The following is a 2,528-nucleotide window of genomic DNA, read 5'->3' as shown; positions in this document are numbered from 1 at the left end:
TGTCCGCGCCGAAGTAGAACTGAGCCACCGCGCCGCTTGAATCGTGAGCCAGGGGTGGGAGCCGACGCTGTGATGGTCGGCTGTGGATAAGTGTATGCCTTGCCTTGTTCTGTGACCTCTTTTCGCTTCTTGTGATCGAACTCATAAGGCGCGAAGGGCGAAGCCCGTAGCGCCTTGCCGCGAGGGGTAGTCGTCAATCGGTGGCGTCTGGTGGATCGGCCTTGGTGCCTGTCTTGCGGCTCTGCTCTCTGGCCTTGATGCGCTTCTTCGCGGTGGCGCTGCTGTGCAGGAACCGATGGCTCTCGTTGCCTGTCTCCACGATGTGACAGTGGTGCGTGAGGCGGTCGAGCAAGGCGGTCGTCATCTTCGCGTCCCCGAACACCGTCGACCATTCGGCGAAGTCCAGGTTGGTCGTGATCACCACGCTGGTGTGCTCGTAAAGCTTGGACAGCAGGTGGAACAGCAGCGCACCGCCGGCCTGGCTGAACGGCAGGTAGCCCAGTTCGTCCAGGATCACCAGATCCATTCGCAGCAAGCTCAGCGCAATACGCCCGGCCTTGCCCTGGGCCTTCTCCTGCTCCAGGGCGTTGACCAGATCGACCGTCGAGTAGAACCGCACGCGCTTGCTATGGCGCACGATGCCCGACACGCCCAGAGCCGTTGCCAGATGGGTCTTGCCTGTGCCCGGACCACCGACCAAGACCACGTTATGCGCGGCCTCTGTGAACTCCAGCGTCGCGAGCTGGTGAACCAGCTTCTGGTCGACCACCGACGCATCGAAGTCGAAGCCGGCCAGATCCCGATGCACGGGGAAGCGCGCCGAGTTCATCTGGTGCTGGACCGAACGCATCGAACGGTCTGTAGTCTCCGCCTGCAGCAGGTGCTCGACCAGCCAGCGAGAGGCATCCAAGCCGGACGCTGCACCTTGTTCCGCCAGATCGCACCAGGCACTGGCCATGCCGTGCAGGCGCAACGCCTTGAGTTCGACTGTCACGTCACGCATGGCCCACCTCCTGTCCACGCAAGCCGTCGTATCGGGCCGTGTTGGCCAGCGGCGGCGTGACGATCTGCAGCGCCGTCTGCGCACTCTGCGGTGTTGCCGGCGCGGTGAGCCGCCCGAGCACATTGACGACGTGCTCCACGCTGACCCGGCCCGATGGCGAACCACTCTCCAGCGCCAACTCGACTGCCACGATCACCGCGTCCAGCCCCGCCGTCGGCACGATGGCCAACACCTGCGCCATCACGCGATCTCCACCGGCCTGGCGCAGCAGGCCGCGGCGCAGTTGCTGCAGTGCCTCGGGCATGTCTGCGAAGGGCGCACCGTTCCTCAATGCACCAGGCTTGCGCTGGATGAGCGGAATGTAGTGCTGCCAGTCGTAGCGGGTGGCGCCAGAGGCGCTCAGGCGCTCGTGTCGCGCGACCACCGCATCATCGGCAACAACCACGATGCCACCCGGATACAGCCGCGTGCTGACCATCTGCCCGGCCAGCTCGCAGGGCACCGAGTAGCGGTTGCGTGCCACCGACACCAGGCAGGTGCTCGACACCCGGGCAGGCTTCTCTACGTAGCCATCGAAGGGCTCAGGCATGGGCATCAGGTGGGGACGCTCGTGCTCGAGCATCTCGGCCACGCTGAACTGGCTGTGCTCGGGGTGACGCACCTCGTTCCACAGTGCTCGGCATCGCTCCGCCAGCCAGGCATTGAGTTCGACGAAGGAGCCGAAGCGGCGCCGGGCTGCGTCGATCCAGATGCGCCGACGACTGTCCTGCACGTTCTTCTCCACACGCCCCTTCTCCCAGCCTGAGGCGACGTTGCAGAAGTCAGGGTCGTACAGGTAGTGCGCGCACATCACCGAGAAGCGCGCGTTGACGGTGCGGCCCTTGCCCTTGTGAACCTTGTCAACAGCGGTGCGCATGTTGTCGTAGATCCCGCGGCGCGCCACACCACCCAGCGCTGCAAACGACCTCGTGTGGGCGTCGAACAGCATCTCGTGACCTTGGCTCGGGTACGCCACCAGCCAGAACGCACGGCTCGCGCACAGCTTCAGGTGCGACACCTGCATGCGGTAGTAGATGCCGCCAACGACCAGGCCTTCTTCGCTCCAATCGAACTGGAAGGCCTCGCCGAGATCGAAGGTCAGTGGAACGAACGCGGTGACGTTGACTGCCTGTCCCTCGCCCTGGCGCCACGCTCGAACGAAGTCAGTGACGGCCGAGTAGCCGCCGTCGTAGCCCGCCGCCTTGATCTCGGTGTGCAGCGCACGTGCCGTGCGCCTCTCGTGCTTGGCCCGTCGCGCATCGGCCGTCAATGCCTGCTTCAGCGCCGCCTCAAATGCACTCAACTTGTTCGGTCGCGTTTCACGCCGGTACTTCGGTGCCTCGGCAACCGGTGCCCGCAGCCACTTCGACACCGTGTTGCGCGACAGCCCCGTCATGCGCGCTATCTCGCGCTCCGACAGCTTGTCCCTCACGTGCAGCCGTCGGATCCTGCCAATCATGTCCATGGTGATCACTCCTCGAACCCC

Annotated in this window: 2 protein-coding genes; both read right to left on the bottom strand. The window is 64.8% G+C overall.

Translation table 11 applies throughout. From position 1 onward, the window contains the following. Nucleotides 1–193: 193 nt before the first annotated feature. Nucleotides 194–1,003 (bottom strand): IS21-like element helper ATPase IstB, encoded by an 810-nt coding sequence (gene istB / locus ACYZGB_RS22660; protein ID WP_462391233.1) that lies wholly within the window; start codon nt 1,001–1,003, stop codon nt 194–196. Further along, a complete protein-coding gene (gene istA / locus ACYZGB_RS22655) occupies nt 996–2,507 on the bottom strand; it encodes an IS21 family transposase (RefSeq protein ID WP_462391232.1) in 1,512 nt (503 codons plus the stop codon). Before istA ends, istB begins: the two co-directional genes overlap by 8 nt. Between the last annotated feature and the right edge of the window lie 21 nt (nt 2,508–2,528).

This window comes from Acidovorax sp. Q11 (assembly GCF_054950075.1).
This window is presented reverse-complemented; position numbering and strand designations above follow the sequence as displayed.

Coding starts and splice junctions, on each gene's coding strand:
- istB (WP_462391233.1), bottom strand. CDS start 1,003: ATGCGTGACGTGACAGTCGAACTCAAGGCGTTGCGCCTGCACGGCATG.
- istA (WP_462391232.1), bottom strand. CDS start 2,507: ATGGACATGATTGGCAGGATCCGACGGCTGCACGTGAGGGACAAGCTG.